Origin of the sequence: Pseudanabaena sp. PCC 6802, assembly GCF_000332175.1 — a bacterium.
Classification (GTDB): Bacteria; Cyanobacteriota; Cyanobacteriia; order Pseudanabaenales; family Pseudanabaenaceae; genus PCC-6802.
This window is the reverse complement of sequence record NZ_KB235914.1, coordinates 1,317,386-1,332,794: the sequence shown is the minus strand read 5'-3', so window position 1 is coordinate 1,332,794 and position 15,409 is coordinate 1,317,386. Positions and strand designations below refer to the sequence as shown.

Sequence of the window (15,409 nt, the reverse complement as noted above, 5' to 3'; positions counted from 1 at the left end):
AAATCCACAACGCTAAATGCGTAAAAAACTATGAAACTGAAGTTATTATCCAATACTCTAGGTGCAGGGGCGATCGCATTAGCAAGTGCCTTGCCCATCGCACTAACTGCCACTCAACCCAGTTATGCAGGCGGCACTTCTTTTTATTGTGGTTGGAGCGGTGGGTACCCTGCAACACTAGCTGATACCCCGCGCGGTACAGTGGCAATTATTCGTTGGAGTTCGGAATACTTCAGCGATTCGGGCTATGATTCTCAAACGCGTTGCAATATCGTTTCTAACAAGTTCCAATCTTTCTATAACTCAGGTGCCTTGAATTTTATTACCGCTGGAGTTGTGAGGGGATTGCCGGTAATTTGCGCCACTGGCGAGTATGGTGGTGCCTGCACTAGCAGCACGGTTTTATACACGCTCAAGCCCGGTCAAAATACCGCAGTGGTACTGCAACGCTTGTATGAGAGCAGAGCGGGTGCCGGCACCGTCCTTTATGAAAGCTCTAAACCCAGCAACCAGAACGCCAATGTTTCTTCCATCAATGTCAAAGAATTTCTGGAGAACGCACCCGTGGAAACGGCTACCTCTAAGCCCACTCCAGGAAAGCCATCAGTTGTCAGTCCCGCTAACACTGCACCTGCTGCCACCCCAGCTAAAACGCCCGACAGCGGTAGAGCCTGGTAACGGTTATTTTGACTATTACCTTGGTCGTACAACCCATGTTTAGTTGGCTTTGCCCTTTCAGAAACTGCTGCACCCGATCGAAGCTAGGGTACAGCAGAGCGCTCCTATTGGGAGGAATTGTGGGGTTCGCGATCGCTCCTCCAGCGATTTCCCTACCCACATCTACACCGATCTCCCAGGTGAAGCCAGACGATCGCCATCTGTCAGAAGCCCAGCTAAAATCTTTAGCCCGCTCGATCACCGTCAAGGTGAAAGTCGATCGGGCTTGGGGTTCGGGTATCCTGGTGCGCAAGCGCGGAGCAACCTACTTTGCAGTCACAAATCAGCATGTGGTCGCCTATAGCGATCGCCTTAGCATCCAAACGATGGATGGTCGGATCTACCCTGCTAAAGCTCGCAGGATAGAGTTTGGGGATAGCGACCTGGCATTATTAGAGTTCCAAGCGAAATCTAATTATACGATCGCACCTCTAGGGCAAACGTATAATGTAAAAGTTGGGGATGAAGTGTTTGCGGCAGGATTCCCAAGTGAAACAGAGCATACAGATCGCATTGAGAATATTCCGACTAGGGGACAGACTAGCAATCTTGCGGGATTCAATTTTGTGCCTGGACGGATCTCCCTCCTGACTCCTAAGGTAATAGCAGGCGGCTATCAAATTGGATACACCAATGATATTCGCAAGGGTATGAGCGGTGGGCCATTATTAAACCGTCAGGGTCAGGTAATCGGGATCAATGGCATGCATGCCTACCCCATTTGGGGCGATCCGTTTGTGTTTACAGATGGTTCTCGCCCAGAGCGATCGCAGCATGAAATCATGATGCGTTTGAGTTGGGCAATTCCCATCGAGACATTTATAGCGGTTTTCAAATCGGAACGCTCGGTGGGTTTGGGGGCTGCGCCTCCAAGAAGGAGTGGAACCCCTTTACCCCCAAATAAACATCTTGTATTCGGGCTTATTTAAGAATTTTGAGGAATTTTTATGAGATTTTATAATGGATTGAGTGCCGCGATCGCCGGAACAGCGATCGTTAGTGCAATGGTAATCGTACAGCCACGCGCAGCACATGCCCTTTCTGGTGAAGAAATTAATGACATTGCTCGCGATGTCACAGTATTGATTAGAGGCGAAAAATCCGGTCACGGCTCCGGCGTACTAATCGCTAAAGACGGCAATACCTACTATGCACTCACTGCCTATCACGTAGTCAGCGACTCAGATAAGTACCGCATTGTCACGTCTGACAAGCAAGCCCATGAAATGGATTACAGCAAAGTAAAACGCCTGCCTAATGTCGATCTGGCGGTGGTGCAATTCCAGAGCGACAAAACCTATAAGCTTGCCAAGCTAGCCAATTCAGATACCACAAAACAAGGGGCGACAGTCTTTGTATCGGGATGGCCCGCCCCCGGACAAGCAATCAAAGAAGTCGTACGCCAGTTCACGACGGGAAATGTCTCCGAGCGATTGGATAAACCCGTAGGCGGCGGCTATCAGATGGTTTATACCAATGTCACCCGCCGTGGTATGAGCGGTGGCCCTGTATTTGACACAGCCGGTCGTGTGGTAGCAATTCACGGACTGGCAGAAGGTGAAGATGCCAACGCAATTAAATCCAGGTTGGGACTGGCTTCTGAAGCAGAAGCCGCTAAGTTCACGCAAATTGCTGGCAAACCTGGTTTTAATATGGCGGTACCAATTAATACCTTCCTGAGTTTGGCTCCGCAGTCCGGTCTGTATTTGGGGCTACAGGTTGAGAATTCACCGCCAGCCCAGCCCACCAGCACCACAACTACCACAACTACCCAAACTGACGAACGCGATCGCGTCAATGTGGACAACCTGTTTCAGCGCGTCTTAGAAAACACGCTCGAAAGAGGGATACAGAGAATTTTGCCATTCTAGCGATTTCTAAACCAGTTCATCCCAAACCCACATTAATTATCCCTAAGATATAGCGGTTTTCAGATCGGAAGGAGTAGGGGGTTTGGGAGCGCTGCCCCTAAGAAGGGGTTCCACCCCTTCAACCCAAAAATTAAAACCCGTTCTCAAGTGAAAACCGCTATAACCTTTATTGATTCTTTGTTATAATTCTCTTCAGCAACTGAAAGATAAATAGAATGATAAAAACTGGATTGTTGATGAGATATCGCCTCCACAATCTGCCAGGCTCTTGGCTAAAGCGATATAGCCACTCCAAACCGATCTTCATCATCCAGCGAGGAGCTTGAGAAACTTGACCGCTATGGAAGTCGAATGCTGCTCCCACGCCGATCGCAACTGAATTTAGATGACTTTGTACTTTTGCCATCCAGTATTCCTGCTTGGGACAGCCTAAGCCTACAAATACTACCGCAGCACCAGAATCTCGAATGCAATTGATGTCGGATTCTAACCAGGTGGGTAGATCGGGACTTGTCATATCCAAATCCCGCAGATCTATGTAGGGAGGGGCATAACTCCCCGCGATCGCGATTTTAGGAAATTGCTGTTTTAGCTTTGTTTCCAGCAGAGCTAGAGCGCGATCGCTGCCCCCGTAGAGATAAATCGGTAAACCTAGATCGGCAGCGCGATCGCACCAGGCCAGCATCAAATCGGGGCCGTATACCCTTTGCTGTTGAGATTGTCCTAATAGGCGCAAACCCCATACTAATGGCATCCCATCCGGAGTTACTAAAGCGGCGCGATCTAATATACTTTGGTACGCGCGATCCCAGTAGGCAGTCATCACCACATGCACGTTAGCAGCTACGATGTAGCAAGACTGTCGTGCCGCGATCCAGGATTGAATGCGATCGCAGGCATCGGCATAGCTAGTTGTATGCACGCAGGTAGAAATAATTGGCAGACAAGAGCGCATAAGCTAAAAAAGCTAACTGCTAAAAGCTTACAGCTAGTGCAACCCCTTCATCTGTCTGACTAGATGAATCATCTCAGGCAATATAAGCTGCTCGATCGCTAATTTCACTGCATTACTGGATCCAGGTAAAGAGAAGATCAACTTACCTTTATAAATACCCGACACGGCACGGGAAGCGATCGCCCTCGAACCCACTTCCTGCCAACTGAGATAGCGAAACATTTCACCAAATCCGGGCAGCGTTTTTTCTAGCAAGGCAGCGATCGCATCGTAGGTTGTGTCTCTAGGTGCAATACCCGTACCGCCATTGCAAATAACTACTTCCAGATCTGGGATATCAGCTAACGATTGCAAGCGATCGCGAATTAGATCTGGTTCATCTTTGACGATGAAATAACTGCTGACTTGATGTCCGGCATTGACGAGCGATTGCCTAATATATTTGCCGCTTTTATCAGTTTCCTCGTTGCGCGTATCGCTCACCGTAATTACAGCGCAATTAACCCGATAGGCTGGTGGATCGGGGCAAGGGTTAGCGATCGTCATGATTTCTTATTAAGGCTCATACCATTTGCTTCCGCATAGCGATTCATAAAGCGCAAGAACCGCTCCCATGCAAACTCTCCTTCCATTCTATATATAGCTTCAATGCCAGCGGGTTTACCATTAATAAACTTAGCGTTGACATTGCGGGTAACGATTTCCCCTTCTTCGTCAATCATGAACATGCCAAGAATGTTATTGCTTTGCTCGGGGTTTTCAGAACTCATGCACTTAGGCTCGGCAAAATAGAAAGTAGCCGTGCTGGTAGATCCATCCTTAGAGCGGGTAATTTTTACATCTGTAGCTTCTTCATCAATATTTGCGGCTAATTGAATCCTGGCGGTCATTATACTGGTTTCCTAAATTGTGCTTATATTTTGCTCTCGCATATTCCCACTAGTATAATCGTTTACCCAGGACAACCTATTGATACCATAGGTAGATTATTCTTCAGTTGCATCGTCCTCATCGTCCTCATCGTCCTCAATTTGCCTGAGGTGAATGTGCTTGCGCCCCAGTTTAATTTCGAGTTTGTCGCCCGGTTTTAGCCCCATTAACTGTGTATACGCGGAACCGATCAAGAGATTGCCATTACTTTGAACGCTGACGCGATAACTGGCACTGCGCCCCCCTTTACCGCTGCCTTTGGGATCTAAATTTATATCGGCAGCCTCCATCCAGGCGTTCAAGAACTTCATCAAATTGATGCGGTCTTGACCATTTTTAGTGACAGTTGCATAACCGCAGGCTTTAGCTTTTTCTGCTTTAGATAAATGCTCCAATTCCTTGACTTTTTCCAGCAGAGCTTGGCCAGTGAGCATGACCGATTGCTTAGTTTTAGCCATTAACTTTATAGATAATGTTGAACGAGATTTAGGTTTAAATAATATACTAAAGTATATCTAAATCAATAATTAACTACACAAATTCTTGCAAAATTTATGTCAATTTTTATATTTGATTTTATTTTGATTTGGCGACTGACATAATTCATGATTCATTACTATATTAATTCTTAATTTCAATGTCTGAAAGGCTTTTAAAATAACTAATTTGGTTGTATCATAATCCATTACGGTAGTGCCTAAATAAATCATAATAATTTTATTTGGCGATCGCGATCTAAACTGTAATATAGCAATCAAAATGACTCCTATGAGTTAGCTGTCAAATGACGATTCCGTCCGAAATCTTTGAGTTGGTCGAACAATTAACGAATGAACTCGATAGCATTGATTGGCAAGCCAACTATTAGAACGTTTTCCAGACAACGCACGGCTGATAGGCTTGTATGCCAATGTTGGTAACGTCCTCTTTTTTTGTTGGTATTTTTAGAAAACGTATTGAAAGCATACTTCAGAAAGTATCTGGAACTACAGCGGGTTTCACTTGAGAACGGGTTTTATTTTTGGGGTGAAGGGGTGGAACACGGCAGTGGCTCTAGCGGGGAACCCCCAAGACCGCCCTGCCTCCCCTTCTTGGGGGCAACGCCCCCAAACCCCCTACTCTATTCCGATCTGAAAACCGCTATAGCATATCAATTGAGTCCGTTCAGGAAGCTGGCGAGGAAAATTATCTGAGATTTTTGGAAGGGTTCTAGAGTGTAAAATCGACTTTAGCTAAACCTAAATTGTAAGATTTCTATGACTGAAGAAGTAAATCCGCCAGCCCCACCCACACCGTTAAAAAATCTAGTTGGTGCCGCGATCGCCGCACTCCTATCGTCGGGTCTGTACCTGATTACCGCTCACGTAGCGCGGAAACTGGCCGAGAGTCCTCTCAGTAATGCGGACACGCTAGCCGCCAAAATAGGCGCGATCGTCCGTGCGTTCCTGCTAGCTGTAGGTACAGGGGCGACCGCGATCTTTGCCATAGTCGCGCTCGGTCTGGTTCTGCTGACACTTCAGCAAGTATGGCAGTTAATATTCAATCGACCATCTGAAAACATAAAGGGGTAAGTCGTACAACTTACCCCAGGAATCGTGTTGATTTGATACTTAACCTGTTATGCCTGTCTCAATCTCTCTAATCTCCACCGCGTCTGAAGGTGAGAGTGCGGCTTGTCGTAAGGTTAATTTCAGATTTCGGCTCGATTACGGTTGTCTGCGGTGCGGTGGTGTTGCCTATAATGACACCCGCTGCCGCACCTGCTAGAACTTCTTCGGTGGCGATCGCACGATCGCCAGTTACCGCCGCAAGGATAGATGCACCAGCAGCACCAATTGCCGCATCGGTGGCGATCGAACCGACATTGGTTTCGCGGGGATCTTTCGTATCGCGTATGACATCAGATTCTGCACTCATCGCTATCGTTGCACCTCTACTGGTGAGCGTGCGCGCGACAAACTTAGAACCTCCATTAGCGGGTACGAATTCACCATCAATCGTCGCTCCCACTGGAATCAGGACTACGCCATTATTCCCAATTACATCCTTTGCCACTCTTAATTGGGCCGGGAGACTTTGACCGTTATTGACATAGAGGGTCTCCTGGTTAACTAATGTAGTGACAATCGGTTGTCCCACCGGCAACGTAATCGTAGTTCTAAAGACCTGCGCCACGCGCTGACTGGTGTAAGGCGAGCGGGTATAACTCCAATCCTTGCTGAACCGCGAAGCATAGGTTGGGGCAACCCCCAGTGTCGCGATCGCAACACTCAAAAGCGAACCAACAGATAATACTGAAATGTGACGCGATTTCATATGTTTGCCCTACCAGGCTAGAGATGTTTCCTTTTACCCTCAAAGACGCTAGGCAGCTAGGCTTGGTTCCCTATGAGCGTTGGCTGGCAGCTTGACCTGCGCCAATAGATCGTGTAGGGTTTCACCTTCAATTACCTCTGCATCCAATAGCTTCTCCGAGATAGACTCCAATAGCCCTTGGTTTTCCTTCAGGATGCTTAGCGCATTTTGGTGAGCGGACTCTACTATATCTTTGATTTCTTTGTCAATCATCTCTGCCGTATGGGGGCTAAGACTGCGACCGCTGTTCATACCGCCGAGGAAATCATTTTGACGCTTTTGGTAAGCTAGTGGGCCTAAAATTTCACTCATGCCGTAGCTGGTAACCATCTGCTCCGCCAATTCCGTCGCGCGTTGCAGATCGTTGGCAGCACCAGTGGTAATGCTACCAAAAATTATCTCCTCAGCCGATCTACCGCCTAACAATGTGGAGATCTGGGCTTGCAGTTCCTCTTTACTCATCAAAAAGCGATCTTCGGTGGGTAGTTGCAGGGTGTAACCCAAAGCTGCCATGCCACGCGGTACAATCGAAATCTTTTCAACTTTGCCGCTGCCAGGAGTCAAAGCACCAACGAGGGCGTGTCCCACTTCATGGTAGGCCACAATGCGCTTCTCTTTATCATTCAAGACGCGGCTCTTTTTCTCCAGACCAGCAACAACGCGCTCGATCGCTTCGCTAAAGTCAGCCATTGTTACGGAATTGCGATCGGCGCGAGCAGCTAGCAACGCAGCTTCATTTACCAAGTTGGCCAGATCGGCACCGGCAAACCCAGAGGTACGGGCGGCAATTGTCTTGAGATCTGTATCTGGAGCCAGAGTTACCTTACGGGCGTGAATTGTGAGAATCGCTTCTCGACCGATTTTATCGGGGCGGTCTACGAGAACCTGGCGATCGAAACGACCGGGGCGTAGCAACGCCGGATCGAGAGTCTCGGGGCGGTTAGTGGCAGCCAGGACGATTACGGTCGAACCATCGGCAGAAAATCCATCCATCTCGGTCAGCAACTGGTTGAGGGTTTGCTCGCGTTCGTCGTTACCGCCATAGAAACCACTGCTGGCACGAGATTTGCCGATCGCGTCGAGTTCGTCGATAAATACAATGCAAGGCGATTGCTTTTTGGCTTGTTCAAATAGGTCGCGCACGCGCGAAGAACCAACACCTACAAACAGTTCGACAAATTCGCTACCAGAAATACTGAAGAAAGGTACGCCAGCTTCCCCAGCTACGGCTTTTGCCAACATGGTCTTACCAGTACCAGGAGGCCCAACCAGCAACACCCCCTTAGGAATCTTGGCACCGAGGCGAGTGTACTGTTCGGGAGTTTTGAGAAATTTCACAATTTCCTCTAGCTCTACCTTAGCTTCATCAACGCCAGCGACATCAGAGAAGAGCACCTTGGGAGCGTCGCCTTCCACATAGACCTTGGCTTTACTCTTACCGATCTGCAAGCCCCCAGCCCCAGTACCACCGGCACCGCGACTGAATAGCTGGAATATGCCCACAAAAATCAAGGGAGGAATTATCCAACCTAGTAAAGTACCAAACCAATTATTCTTTTGAATTGGTGCGGCGGCAAACTCTACACCATTTTGTTCCAGGAGTTTGGGTAACTCCAGATCGAATATAGGTGTAGTAGAGAGAATTTCACCGTTTTGTTGCTCGCCCTCACCACGCAGTTGGTAGGTGATGCGCTCTTGAGCGATCGAAACCCGTTCGACGTGATTGGCTTTCACATCGTGAATGAACAGGCTATAGGGAACGCTGGGAATTTGCGGGCCGAATAGGAAAGGTGAGAGGAAGTTGAAAATCAGCAGACCAGAACCAATCAGTAACAAGATATTACCGATTAGACGGGAGCGAGCCTGCTTGGGATCTTGGTTCTTGATAGCCATACGCCCTACAATCTGTTTTCGTTATATTTCTACACATAATTATAGGGAGACGATCGCAATGCTCCTAGCTTCTCTTGGTATAGTTTCCCGTACCGCTTAAGGTTTACAAGAGTCACGCGATGTGCAAATTTCCCCATTGACCTCACCCTAAATCCCTCTCCCAGAACGAGAGAGGGACTTTGACCGATTCTGGCTCCCCTTCACCTGCCTTGGGAGAAGGGGCTGGGGGATGAGGGAGTACGTTAGTTGCACATCGCGTATCGCTACCAGATTTATTTGCTTTAAAGGCGGTGACTGGATTCGAACCAGCGGATAAAAGCTTTGCAGGCTTCTGCCTTACCACTTGGCTACACCGCCATCATGCATTAGTATATCAGACCGCTACTAGCCTGGAGCTAGCACTGAGGCACCACAAAATATTTGGAAAAAATATTTGGATGGTTTTATATAATAGCATCTGATTTTAAGTAATCGAAATGTATTTTTTCGTTCCTGCTTCTAGTCGAGATTCTAACTGAGACCAGATTTCAGCGGGTATAGGTGCGCGTAGCGATCGCCCCAAGCGATTTTTCTTCTGAGCTTGTTGCAGACATGCTGCTGTGGGGCAGATATAAGCCGATCGCCCCATCCCGCGATCGAGTTGAATATTGGTAGCATTATTGTCACCGTGCAGGCGCACGACTCGCCAGAACTCTTCTCTTGGTGCCAGGCGTTGGCAGCATATACAGCGACGATATAATTTGGGAGCCATATTTTGTCCGGTTATTCTGAGTAGCGGTCGAGATTGTATAAACCTGGGGCTGTGCCGACAAGATCGCGCTCGGTACTACGGCGATCGCAGCGCCTGAATTTCTGCTAAAGTCAGTCCTGTCTTCTGGCTAATCGTCTCTGGATCGAGTACGTCCAGTAACTGCTGGGCGATCGCTACCCTCTCTTGATATGCTCCCTGCTGAATTCCCTGCTGAATTCCCTGCTGAATTCCCTGCTGAATTCCCTGCTGAATTCCCTGCTGGAGCGCATCTTGTTTAGCTTTGAGAATAGCATTGCGATTGTCGTGCAAAAACATTTGTCGCTTTTCCAAAATCTCCAGCTCCTTGCGGCTTAGTTTGCTCTGTTGCGCTACAGTAAAAGCGTGGTTAAGTGCTGGTACCGCTTTCATTGTAGGCGGCACCGATCGCAGCTCATTAGCGCATTTAAGAAAATACAGCCACTTATCAATTAGAGTCTCCAATTCGTTCAAGCTTTTCTCAAACTTTGGTAGCTCCACAAAAACCAACTCAATATCATCACTGTAGTCAGTTAAGTCATCTTTCTCCTTTAGCCGATAGCGGGAGATAATTCTCTCGTTACCGACAAACATTTCGAAGTCAGTAATCGTCAACGCAATTACGGGGTTGAGCAGAGTGTAGTCTTCTCCCACGCCAAGCTGAATGGAGAAGGCTTTGGCGGCGTTATACAACACTCGTTTTTCAAACCCCAAAACGTTTAATACCTGCATTTCAATAATTACAGTTTTGCCATCTTGCAGAGTGGCTTTAACATCGAGATAGGAGTCTTTAATCCCCTTAATCCGGGGTGCCTGATAAGGGTCGAGAATCACCAGATCTTGAATGGCATCTTGCTCGTTGTAGAGAATAGCGTCGAGAAAGCTAATCAGAATATCTTTGCTTTCTTTGGAGCCAAAGATCTTTTTGAATGCAAAGTCAGTTTTGGGGTTGATAAAGACGGCAGGCATAGCTGACAGTGGAAAGTGCTTACCTTGATTATATCGTGGGTGAAGCAGTCAGCAGCCAGATCGCTGGTTTCACAGGTAGTGTTTAAAATTGATAAGATCGTTGTAAAAGCACTAAATGTAGTGTAATAATAGCTGGCGTTGCACAGGTTTTGATTAATTCAGGGCTTACGCAGAGACACCATGGGTAGAGTGGGCACTTCCCACCTTACAGTAGATGTAGTGTAAAAAGTTCATTTTGTGTAAACCCTATAATAATTGCTAGCTAGACTTGTAGCTTTCAGGTAACTGTGCGGTAGTACAAAAAATTGGCGAGGTTTGAGTAAGCTTATGGCAGCTGTAGGCATCATGACTGCTCAGGTGCGCCCAGAGCGGGCGATAGGGCAAATTCAGGTCTATGATGGCTTGGGAAAAGGTAAGTCTCAGGCGGCGTTGGGAGTAGTGTTGCGATCGCTCGGTTTGGGTATGGCAGCGACGGAAACCTCCAACCCTACTGAGACCCGGATCTTGCTACTGCGCTTTCTCAAGGGGCCAGGACGCGAATATGCTGAAGACGCGGCGATCGCCGCGTTGCAACAGGGCTTTCCGCATCTGATCGATCAAGTACGCACGGGTAGAGCCGAATACTTTGATGCCGAGCAGATTACCGCATTCGATCGCGCCGAAGCGGAACGGGGATGGGATGTGGCGAAAGGCGCGATCGCCTCGGGGCTGTATTCCGTGATCGTTTTAGATGAAATTAATCCCGTTTTGGATCTGGGTTTGCTGTCCGTAGAGCGCGTCGTCAAAGACCTCAAGCGCAAACCGGAACATCTGGAGGTAATTGCCACAGGTCGGGGTGCGCCACAAGCATTGCTAGATATCGCCGATCTTCACTCCGAGATGCGCCCCCACGAGCATCCCAATGTCGAAGCTTACGGTATATCTGGTATCGAGATTTATACGGGCGCTGGGAAAGGTAAAAGTACTGCGGCATTGGGTCGATCGCTCAAAGCAATTGGTACGGGTATCAGCCGCGATCAATCGCATCGCGTGTTAATCGTGCAGTGGCTCAAAGGCGGCTCCGGCTATACCGAGGATGCGGCGATCGCTGCACTCAGCCGCAGTTATCCACATGTCGTCGATCACCAACGCTGCGGGCGCGATGCGATCGTTTGGCGCGGTCAGCAGCAGGAAATCGACTTTATCGAGGCACAACGGTGTTGGGAAATTGCCGAAGCGGCGATCGCCTCTGGCCTCTATAAGACAGTCATTTTAGATGAATTAAATCCCACGGTCGATCTAGACCTGTTGCCAGTCGATCCAATTTGCCAAGCCTTGCTACGTAAGCCCAAGGATACGGAAGTAATCATTACGGGGCGATGTCTCAACCAGCCTGCTTATTTCGATCTAGCCAGCGTGCATAGCGAAATGGTCTGTCACAAGCATTACGCCGAAAAGGGTGTAGATCTCAAACGCGGCGTTGATTTTTAGTATTTTCGGACTTTCGCAGAGATAGCACAGGTTAAGGTGGGCAATGCCCACCTTACTATTTGATAGTGGTATAGAGGTAATAAAGTTGTTGATTTCGAGCGGTAGCATTTGGACAAAAACTACCCCTAACAAGGGATTCTACTGTAACAACTTTCCTTAGCGGTCAGCTTGTTGATGGAGATTATGGAATGGATTGCCATACATACAGTAATCTTGACAAAGTTATGGACTTGATTGGTGGGTTTGAGTCCGGGAAACTACCGCGATCGCAATGGACGCACCAAGCACACCTGACTGTGGGGGGATGGTATCTAATACTACAGCCGCGAACTACTATAGCAGTTTTCAGATGAAAACGAGAAGGGGGTTTGGGGGCGTTGCCCCCAAGAAGGGGTGGAACCCCTTCACCCCGTCAATAAAACCTGTTCTCAATTGAAAAACGCTATAATGTCCTGGGAAGCAAGATCAGGCTGGGTAGAATCCAGATCTAATCCCTTTATAGATTCGCCAGGAAATCCCAATCTGATGAATTGGATGAATTGGATGAACTGGACGAATTGGATGAAGTGGGGGAATTGGATGAAGCGGAAGTTTGAGCAGGCTCTTTAGCTGGTTGTGGCAGCTTGCCAGTTTCCAGCAACGATTTGTACTCGCCAGCATCGATCCACTTAAATAGCTCGGCCATACGCATTACTGTCCAGGGGTGACGAAGTTTCATGAAGCTGAAAACCTGGGTAAAGCGATCTAAATTGTCCAGATCGGTCGTCATAAAGCTGCGAGCCTGGGCTTCAAAGTCGTCGATTGTATCCGCAGTTAAATATTCTGCGGGCAGTCCGCCTAATTTCATGAGAGCTGAGATTGCTACCTCAATATCCTGACAAGCAAACAAACCAGCGCGATCGGCTGTAAATTTGGACATCACAATCCAGTTCTGTAGGGCAACTTCTATCCCATTCGCGGCAATACCGCCTAAACCCAAAGTCGTACTGCTAATCAGTCCCTTCACAAGGGGCATGACTTGCCCAATTTGTTGGTAGTTGATATATCCACCTTTAACCCGAATCAGTTCGTGACCGAGTGCAAAGCACAACTCCTCTGGCGTTAACCATTCCATTGTCTCTAAGTTCACCCCGACAATGGGCTTCTCTACGCCAATGGCATAGGTATGAATGTGTCCCGTCCCTTGAAAGAGATATAATTCTGGCAATGGATTAACGCATAAAATATTGCACGTCTCCATAAAGGCATCGTAGAGCTTGGGGAAGTTGCGAGAGGTCACTTTGAACTCGCTTCCCAGGGTTTGCATCCTGAGGAGGCGATCGATGCCGTACTCGTTTACCTTCTTCAAGAGTAAGGATAATCCGGGCATTTTTTCGAGGGATGCTAAAGCCTTGCGATCGGACGGATGTTGATAGAGTTCAGGACTAAGCCCAATGAAACGTTTATTATTCATTGCCTTTAGTGCGAATTCGCAGTGAAGATCGTTTCACTTAGTATAAATGCATCCCTCTTCTGACAACCTGGAGCAATGCCTAGTGTTGCAAATCATAAATTTTGCAACATGGGGGAATGGGAGCAAAGCCCCTAGAAGGGGGGTGAACCCCCTCCAAAACTTTTGTTTTGGTGTACTAGATAGCCTGCGCGATTATAGTTCGATGTCGAGGACTGTTGCTGGTAATGCTAGGACGAGTAAATCCGGCATCGGCGATCGCCTGGGCAATGTCGAGTGCAAAATATTCGTCCAGATATGGCTCGGTACTTTTGAGCAAAGTGAGGATGTAGGGCGGCATCTTGGCATAGATTTCCGACTGAGGATTCATATCCATAATGGCAATATGACCGCCAGAACGCAGGAGGCGACGAGCTTCGCGCAGGATGTCTCCGGTCGCAGTTTGGGGCAGTTCGTGGCACACCAAAAAGATCGATACGAGATCGAAGGAGGCAGTGGGTAATCCAGTCGATTCTGCTGCGGCATGAACCCACTTGATATTTTTGGTAGGCGCAGTAGTTTGACGCTCGCGGTGGTTGTAGTTAGCGATCGCAAGGAAATAGGGTGACAAGTCCAGTCCGGTCAAGTTTGCCTGTGGATAAACCGCCTGGAGTGCGAACGTACTCATGCCAACACTGCAACCTATATCCAGAATATCCTGGGGCGGGGATTGAATCTGGTTAGTCATGACATCGTGATAGCTGCGCCGCAGCATGGCATCGCCTTCGGGACTATTATTGTTCCAAATCTTTGAGTGGACGGCGTAGGCTGCAACTTCCACTTCGGTGGCGGCTTCCCAACTCATATTGCCTTTTTCGTAGGCATGAAAGGATGTGAGATAGTAGTCGGGATATTGCGTATCGGGGTTTTGCACCTGCGCTAGCTCGGATTCCAGATCGCGCGATCGCCATTCTGCTACAATTTTGCGCCAGGGGACTCCCATGCCCTCTGCCCGGTCGATCATCATTTGACGGGCTTTATGTTTGGCAAAATTAGCTAGCGGCGCGATCGCCAGGATGCCGTTTACCAAGCGAGAAGCTAATCTAGGGGCGGTATTTGTAGCAGCCATACGTAGGATTTGATATCAGGATTTAAAGCTTAGGTTTAAAGTACTAAGTATACCTGGCATTGTACGAGCTATGACAGACTTTCCCCCCTACGGCTATGAAATCGTCGAACGATTGGGACACAATGCTCGTGGTGCTAGAATCACCGCTTGTCGCGAACTGTTACATGCTCTCGTTCGTAGTTGTCTGGCTGAATTGGTCGTCTTTCTGATTAAGTGGTTTGAATGGGTTTTACAGCACGATTAATTTGCGCCGAATGGCTTCCATGCAGAGGGCAACGCGGGTGCTGGTATTGTTCTCATCGAGGTAGTCGATACCCAGCTTTGCTTTCAGGCGCTGTACGGAATTTTGGGCAGTTTTCAAGGAGACGTTCATGCGCTGGGCGATCGCTTTATCTGTAAGAGCTTCCCGACACAACAAGCTCAAAACCTGTAACTCGCGCTCGTCTAAGTCAACATCGCGGCGCAATTCTTTGGGGATATCGAATTTGCCATCCAGAGCGTGTTGGACGCCATCGAGGTAAGCTTTGCGGCGTTCGAGTTTGCTGACGACGACAAAGCCCCCCTGATGGCGACCGATGAGTTTGGTCAGCGGTTTTAAATACCCGTACTCGCTGGTGTAGATCAGAACATTCAGCAAGGGATAATTCTGAAAGATTGTTTGCAGCAATTCTAGACTGGCTTGAGGCGACTGTTGTCCTGTCGGCGTTCCAAATAGGAGATCGATAACAATCAAATCGGGAGTCTCTAATTTGAGGCTTTCTAAAGCTTGGGCGGGATTGTGGACGATCTCGCAAATTGCCGACGGCTTGAATTTTTGCAAAAACAGACCGTTATTTTCAGCAACTTCGGGGTGATCTTCGAGGATTAGAAATAGAGGTGATTTAGACTCCATACCCCCCCAGGCGTAATTTGGGACTAAGCTATT

The 15,409-nt window shown here is 48.2% G+C and carries 18 protein-coding genes and 1 tRNA gene; 7 read left to right on the top strand and 12 right to left on the bottom strand.

What is annotated here, in order from left to right:
- The first annotated feature begins 30 nt into the window (after positions 1-30).
- The 3 genes from PSE6802_RS28615 (at position 31) to PSE6802_RS0111470 (ending at position 2,588) form a co-directional block, all read left to right on the top strand.
- Entirely contained in the window at positions 31-678 is a 648-nt protein-coding gene (locus PSE6802_RS28615; RefSeq protein ID WP_019500207.1) for a COP23 domain-containing protein, read from the top strand.
- A 119-nt stretch (positions 679-797) separates the two neighbouring features.
- Positions 798-1,646 carry a S1 family peptidase gene (locus PSE6802_RS28610; RefSeq protein WP_019500206.1) on the top strand — a complete coding sequence of 283 codons (849 nt, stop codon included), beginning with the start codon at positions 798-800 and terminating at the stop codon, positions 1,644-1,646.
- Between the two features lie 18 nt (positions 1,647-1,664).
- On the top strand, positions 1,665-2,588 hold the full coding sequence (locus PSE6802_RS0111470) for a S1 family peptidase (protein ID WP_019500205.1): 924 nt from the start codon (positions 1,665-1,667) through the stop codon (positions 2,586-2,588).
- 166 nt (positions 2,589-2,754) lie between these two features.
- Here the strand turns inward: PSE6802_RS0111470 and PSE6802_RS0111465 are convergent, their stop codons facing one another.
- The 4 genes from PSE6802_RS0111465 to PSE6802_RS0111450 all read right to left on the bottom strand — a co-directional run bounded on the left by PSE6802_RS0111465 (position 2,755) and on the right by PSE6802_RS0111450 (position 4,931).
- A complete protein-coding gene (locus PSE6802_RS0111465; protein WP_019500204.1) occupies positions 2,755-3,543 on the bottom strand; it encodes a WecB/TagA/CpsF family glycosyltransferase in 789 nt (262 codons plus the stop codon).
- Between the two features lie 33 nt (positions 3,544-3,576).
- Complete coding sequence (locus tag PSE6802_RS0111460) at positions 3,577-4,089, bottom strand: MogA/MoaB family molybdenum cofactor biosynthesis protein (protein ID WP_019500203.1); 513 nt, start codon at positions 4,087-4,089, stop codon at positions 3,577-3,579.
- The gene (gene psb28, locus PSE6802_RS0111455) at positions 4,086-4,433 is read right to left on the bottom strand and encodes a photosystem II reaction center protein Psb28 (RefSeq protein WP_019500202.1); all 348 of its coding nucleotides are present in this window, start codon (positions 4,431-4,433) and stop codon (positions 4,086-4,088) included. Before psb28 ends, PSE6802_RS0111460 begins: the two co-directional genes overlap by 4 nt.
- 96 nt (positions 4,434-4,529) lie before the next feature.
- Complete coding sequence (locus PSE6802_RS0111450) at positions 4,530-4,931, bottom strand: AbrB family transcriptional regulator (protein ID WP_026103239.1); 402 nt, start codon at positions 4,929-4,931, stop codon at positions 4,530-4,532.
- Between the two features lie 798 nt (positions 4,932-5,729).
- Between PSE6802_RS0111450 and PSE6802_RS0111440 the strand changes: the two genes are divergently transcribed.
- Positions 5,730-6,044 carry a DUF3082 domain-containing protein gene (locus PSE6802_RS0111440; protein WP_019500200.1) on the top strand — a complete coding sequence of 105 codons (315 nt, stop codon included), beginning with the start codon at positions 5,730-5,732 and terminating at the stop codon, positions 6,042-6,044.
- A gap of 67 nt (positions 6,045-6,111) precedes the next feature.
- Here PSE6802_RS0111440 and PSE6802_RS0111435 read toward each other — a convergent pair whose 3' ends face one another.
- From PSE6802_RS0111435 to PSE6802_RS0111415, 5 genes are all read right to left on the bottom strand, one after another.
- Positions 6,112-6,789 (bottom strand): hypothetical protein, encoded by a 678-nt coding sequence (locus PSE6802_RS0111435; protein WP_019500199.1) that lies wholly within the window; start codon positions 6,787-6,789, stop codon positions 6,112-6,114.
- A 48-nt stretch (positions 6,790-6,837) separates the two neighbouring features.
- Positions 6,838-8,721 carry an ATP-dependent zinc metalloprotease FtsH gene (gene ftsH / locus PSE6802_RS0111430; protein WP_019500198.1) on the bottom strand — a complete coding sequence of 628 codons (1,884 nt, stop codon included), beginning with the start codon at positions 8,719-8,721 and terminating at the stop codon, positions 6,838-6,840.
- Positions 8,722-9,006: 285 nt separating this feature from the next.
- Positions 9,007-9,078 (bottom strand) — tRNA-Cys (locus PSE6802_RS0111425).
- A 106-nt stretch (positions 9,079-9,184) separates the two neighbouring features.
- Entirely contained in the window at positions 9,185-9,472 is a 288-nt protein-coding gene (locus PSE6802_RS0111420) for a YlxR family protein (protein ID WP_019500197.1), read from the bottom strand.
- 75 nt (positions 9,473-9,547) lie between these two features.
- Entirely contained in the window at positions 9,548-10,456 is a 909-nt protein-coding gene (locus PSE6802_RS0111415; RefSeq protein ID WP_019500196.1) for an Rpn family recombination-promoting nuclease/putative transposase, read from the bottom strand.
- A 327-nt stretch (positions 10,457-10,783) separates the two neighbouring features.
- Here PSE6802_RS0111415 and PSE6802_RS0111410 point away from each other — a divergent pair, with 327 nt between their 5' ends.
- Positions 10,784-11,926: a cob(I)yrinic acid a,c-diamide adenosyltransferase gene (locus PSE6802_RS0111410; RefSeq protein WP_019500195.1), complete on the top strand. Its 1,143-nt coding sequence runs from the start codon at positions 10,784-10,786 to the stop codon at positions 11,924-11,926.
- A gap of 188 nt (positions 11,927-12,114) precedes the next feature.
- Complete coding sequence (locus PSE6802_RS33370; protein ID WP_156815496.1) at positions 12,115-12,279, top strand: hypothetical protein; 165 nt, start codon at positions 12,115-12,117, stop codon at positions 12,277-12,279.
- Positions 12,280-12,422: 143 nt separating this feature from the next.
- Here the strand turns inward: PSE6802_RS33370 and PSE6802_RS0111405 are convergent, their stop codons facing one another.
- Positions 12,423-13,379, bottom strand: coding sequence for a M48 family metallopeptidase (locus PSE6802_RS0111405; protein WP_019500194.1), 957 nt, complete (start codon positions 13,377-13,379; stop codon positions 12,423-12,425).
- 175 nt (positions 13,380-13,554) lie between these two features.
- Positions 13,555-14,484 carry a class I SAM-dependent methyltransferase gene (locus tag PSE6802_RS0111400; RefSeq protein WP_019500193.1) on the bottom strand — a complete coding sequence of 310 codons (930 nt, stop codon included), beginning with the start codon at positions 14,482-14,484 and terminating at the stop codon, positions 13,555-13,557.
- A 70-nt stretch (positions 14,485-14,554) separates the two neighbouring features.
- Between PSE6802_RS0111400 and PSE6802_RS33365 the strand changes: the two genes are divergently transcribed.
- The gene (locus tag PSE6802_RS33365; protein ID WP_019500192.1) at positions 14,555-14,728 is read left to right on the top strand and encodes a hypothetical protein; all 174 of its coding nucleotides are present in this window, start codon (positions 14,555-14,557) and stop codon (positions 14,726-14,728) included.
- Here the strand turns inward: PSE6802_RS33365 and PSE6802_RS0111390 are convergent.
- A complete protein-coding gene (locus tag PSE6802_RS0111390) occupies positions 14,714-15,376 on the bottom strand; it encodes a helix-turn-helix domain-containing protein (protein ID WP_019500191.1) in 663 nt (220 codons plus the stop codon). The genes PSE6802_RS33365 and PSE6802_RS0111390 overlap by 15 nt on opposite strands.
- Positions 15,377-15,409: the final 33 nt, after the last annotated feature.